Here is a 4247-nt window from a genome sequence, read left to right as displayed (position 1 = left end):
TCCTTATTTGATAGAGAATCGCCAAATTTTTGTACAAGTTCATTTGCTATTTCTTTGAGATACTCTCCCGGATAACCTCCTTCAGGAAATGAAATATCTCTTCCAATGGCTTCATAATAACGGGCTTGCAGAGATTGTCCAAGCTTTTCAATTTGATTGCCAAAATCATTTATATAATACTCCCTGCATACATCATAGCCGGCAAATCTCAAAACATTGGCAAGGACATCCCCCACTGCAGCACCTCTTCCATGTCCTATATGCAATGGCCCCGTTGGATTAGCACTGACGAATTCAAGATTACAACTTTTTCCTTTGCCAATATCAGAGCTTCCGAAATCTGTGCCCTTTTCTACAACATCAGCGATTACACTTTGCCATGCATAATCTTTGAGGAAGAAATTTATGAAGCCAGGACCTGCAATTTCAACCTTATCAACAAGGCTGTTTTCAAAAGAGCCAATTATCTCTTCTGCTATATCACGGGGCTTCCTTTTTAATATTCCGGCAAGCGCCATTGCAGCATTGGTTGCAAAATCCCCATGCTGTTCATTCTTTGGCCTCTCTATTACAATAGGCGGCATTTTATCGATTGACGCATCTTTCACTACCTTATTGAGGGCTTCTTTCAAACTTTTTTCAATCCTTCTTTTCAAAGCTAATCTCCATTTCAAATAGCTGTAGAATAAACAAGTAAAAAACTGTTGAAAGCATATCAGCAGAAAAATATTATTTCAACAATTGAGGAATGTGTAATTACTTGGATTTCAAAAAAAATCAATAATTCATTTAATTCATTGGCTTTTATTCGATTCTTTAAATTTGCATATGATTTTAGTTGAATTTTTAAAAGGTTTAGGGTTTATGTTAATAATATGAATGTGCTAAATAAACCAGATTTTAAAACTATAGGAATTGTATCTAAACCTCTCAAAGAAAAAGCCTCTGAAGTCATAAGCAATTTAATTGCATGGCTTAAAGAGAGAGGCAAAACGGCAATTCTCGATGAAGATACAAAAGCGCTCTTAGACGATTACGACGGCAAACATACTAGAAAATCCGATATTCCCTCAAACTGCGATTTAGTAATAGTATTAGGAGGAGACGGTACTTTTTTGAGTGTAGCTCGCCTACTGGTTAAAACAGACATTCCCATTCTTGGCATAAATCTAGGAAGTTTGGGTTTTTTGACAGAAACAACACTAACCAATATGTATAAAGTCATTGATGATGTTTTTAAAGGCAACTTTGAAATTGACAATAGAATGGTTTTGCGCACCCATGTGCACAGGCAGGGTGAAAGAATTGCAGAATACAACGCACTTAACGATGTAGTAATAAACAATGGTGCTCTTGCACGAATTATCACAATGTCAACTTTCATCGACAACAAATTTGTTACCCGTTATAGAGCCGATGGTCTAATTGTATCAACACCAACGGGCTCAACGGCTTATTCTCTTGCCGCAGGGGGACCGATAGTTTATCCGAATCTTGATGTTATAACTATTTCACCAATTTGCCCTCATACCCTCGGCAATCGCCCTATCGTCATTCCAGGTTCAAGCATAATTGAAGTAACTTTGGAAACAAAAACAGAAGATGTTCTTTTGACACTGGACGGGCAGGTAGGTTTTACATTGCGCTCAAAAGATGTAGTTGAAATCAAAAAATCTGAAAAGCCAATAAGGATTATACAGAGCAGGGAAAGAAACTACTTTGAAACACTGCGCACAAAATTGGGATGGGGCAACTCTGAAAAAAACCATTAAAATATGTTGTCAGAACTTTCCATTAAAAATTTTGCAATTATAGAAAACCTGAAAGTCTCTTTTGAAAAAGGGCTCAATGTCTTTACAGGCGAAACAGGAGCAGGAAAATCCATAATAGTTGATGCCCTTACCTTCGCCCTTGGAGGGCGCGCCTCAACAGATTTAATAAGGACAGGTGCAGAAGAAACAGAAGTAGAAGCTGTTTTTGAGCTTGAGGCAGGACATCCCCTTTTTTCATATCTCTCGGAAAAAGGAATCGACTGCGAAACTGATTCCACTTTATTTTTTAAAAGAATTTACAATAGAAAAGGTAAAAATTCGGTTTACATCAATAATCAGCGCTGCACTCTCTCTGTTCTCAACAAGGCAGGAGATTTGCTTGTGGACATACATGGACAGCATTCACATCAACAAATATTGAAAGAATCCTTTCAGCTCGAAATTATCGACTCCTTCGGCAATCTCTTCAAATACCGTGACGAAGTTAAAGAACTTTTTAAATCACTTTCCGAATTGAAAGAAAAATCAAAGAGTTTGAAAGCAAAAATAGAAGAAATGAGAGATAAAAAAGAACTGCTTCAGTTCCAAGTAGACGAACTTACTAAAGCAGATTTAAAAGAAGGAGAAGAAGAAGAGCTTGAAAAGGAACGGACAATTTTGAAAAACTCCCTTTCTATACTTGAAGCGCTTTCACAATCGCTGAAAGCACTATATGAATCTGAAACTTCAGCATATACGGTTCTCGGAGAATGCGCTTCAATTATTCGGAAGCAGTCAAAATTTGATGAAAAACTGCAAGATTATTCTTCGCGGCTCGATTTATTAGTTGGTGAAATTGACGACATATGTAGAGAAATCGAAAAATATTCAGAAAAGCTCTCTTTCGATGAATCCCGCTTAAATGAAATTGAAGAGAGACTCTTCACAATTCAGGAATTGAAGCGGAAATATCATTGTAGTATAGAAGAGTTGATCAAAATACGAGAAAAAAAAGAAAGAGAGCTTCAATCAATAGACTTAGACTCTAAAGAACTTGAAAAAATAGATAAAGAAATTGATTTTTTAGAAAAAAAACTTCACACAAAATGCAATGAGCTTTCAATGAAAAGAAAAGAAAAAGCGATAAAGCTTGAAAAAGAAATTCAAAGAGAGCTTTCATTTTTGAATATGGAAAAAGTAAAATTCAAAATATCTTTTTCCACAAGCCCTGAATTTATTTCGCAAAGCGGAATGGACAAAGTCACATTCCTTATATCACCTAATCCGGGAGAAGATTTAAAACCGCTTTCAAACATTGCCTCTGGCGGCGAGCTTTCAAGGTTTATGCTTTCACTCAAAGCAATAACTTCAAAATTTTACGAAATGCCGGTTGTAGTTTTTGACGAAATAGACGCCGGAATTGGGGGACAAACAGCAGAAAAGGTTGGTAAAAAACTGAAAGATATTTCAAAGGATAGAGAAGTTTTATGTATTACACATTTTCCCCAGATAGCAAAATTTGCATCGTGCCACTATCTTATTTCAAAAACCATTGAAGGAAACAGAACATTAACAAATATCAAGAAACTAACCAAAAAAGAACGCATTGAAGAGCTTGCGAGAATGTTTGGAAGTGATTCAACCTCAGAAGTCTCAAAGAAGCATGCAGAAGAGATGTTGAAGGCAGGAAATTAAAAAATATCTATTCAATTGTTATTCTGTTTTTACCGTTCTTTTTGCTTTCATATAGAAGGTCATCTGCCCTTTTAAGAATTGACTGGGGAGTATCATCTATCTCTGACATTGTTGCTCCCACCGAAACACTGATATTAATGCTTTTCGAATTCAAAGGTATAGCAGTTTCTCTAATCAGTGAAATAAATCTTTTTGAAATAGCATAAAGCCTTTCCTTATCTATATGCTTTATTATTGAAAGAAACTCATCACCGCCAATTCTTCCTACTGCATCAAAGGGCCTGAGACAGTTTAAATAAGTTTTGGCTACTCTTTTGAGCACTTCATCTCCCGTATCATGGCCATAGTTGTCATTGATTCTTTTGAAATCATCTATATCACTCATAATAATTCCAAAATTCCAGCCATAGCGATGAAATTCTTCAATCCTCATCTGAAGGTTTATGTCCAGATACCTCCGATTCCCAATTCCTGTCAAAGGGTCATTCAAAGATAATTCTTCAAGCTCCCTTATTTTTTCCTTTAAGTTGATCTCTGCAGAATTATCACCAAAAATCTCTATGGCGCCCTCGATATTTCCTTTTTCATCATAGAAAGGAGAAATTTTTACTGACACAGGCACTCGGTATCCTTTTTTATGATGAAGATAAACCTCAGCTTCTCTACTCTTCCCATCTTCAATAGTCATACTCAAGGGACACTTTGAAAGACACAAGCTTTCACCTTTATCATTTATATGTTTAAGAATATTATCTACAAGGTCCCCGTGAGGATCCAGGACACCGACCCCTCTACCCGATT

At 36.3% G+C, this 4247-nt stretch carries 4 protein-coding genes; 2 read left to right on the top strand and 2 right to left on the bottom strand.

The annotated features are described in order from the left end of the window. The coding region (gene argS, locus D6734_07445; GenBank protein ID RMF94548.1) for an arginine--tRNA ligase at positions 1-656 on the bottom strand (656 nt) is incomplete at its 3' end. A gap of 219 nt (positions 657-875) precedes the next feature. On the opposite strand from argS, the gene D6734_07440 reads away from it, so the two are divergent. Then, positions 876-1772, top strand: coding sequence for an NAD(+) kinase (locus D6734_07440; GenBank protein RMF94547.1), 897 nt, complete (start codon positions 876-878; stop codon positions 1770-1772). A gap of 3 nt (positions 1773-1775) precedes the next feature. Then, a complete protein-coding gene (gene recN, locus D6734_07435) occupies positions 1776-3446 on the top strand; it encodes a DNA repair protein RecN (protein RMF94546.1) in 1671 nt (556 codons plus the stop codon). A 7-nt stretch (positions 3447-3453) separates the two neighbouring features. On the opposite strand, the gene D6734_07430 is transcribed toward recN, so the two are convergent. Next, the coding region (locus D6734_07430) for a sensor domain-containing diguanylate cyclase (GenBank protein RMF94545.1) at positions 3454-4247 on the bottom strand (794 nt) is incomplete at its 5' end.

Source organism: Candidatus Schekmanbacteria bacterium (assembly GCA_003695725.1).
In the GTDB taxonomy this organism is placed as follows: domain Bacteria; phylum Schekmanbacteria; class GWA2-38-11; order GWA2-38-11; family J061; genus J061.
Note: the sequence above shows the minus strand (reverse complement) of the source record. Positions and strands in the feature narration are given on the sequence as shown.

What these genes read in the sequence shown, in the direction of transcription:
- D6734_07440 (RMF94547.1), top strand. Translation starts at nt 876, where the DNA reads ATGAATGTGCTAAATAAACCAGATTTTAAAACTATAGGAATTGTATCT.
- recN (RMF94546.1), top strand. Translation starts at nt 1,776, where the DNA reads ATGTTGTCAGAACTTTCCATTAAAAATTTTGCAATTATAGAAAACCTG.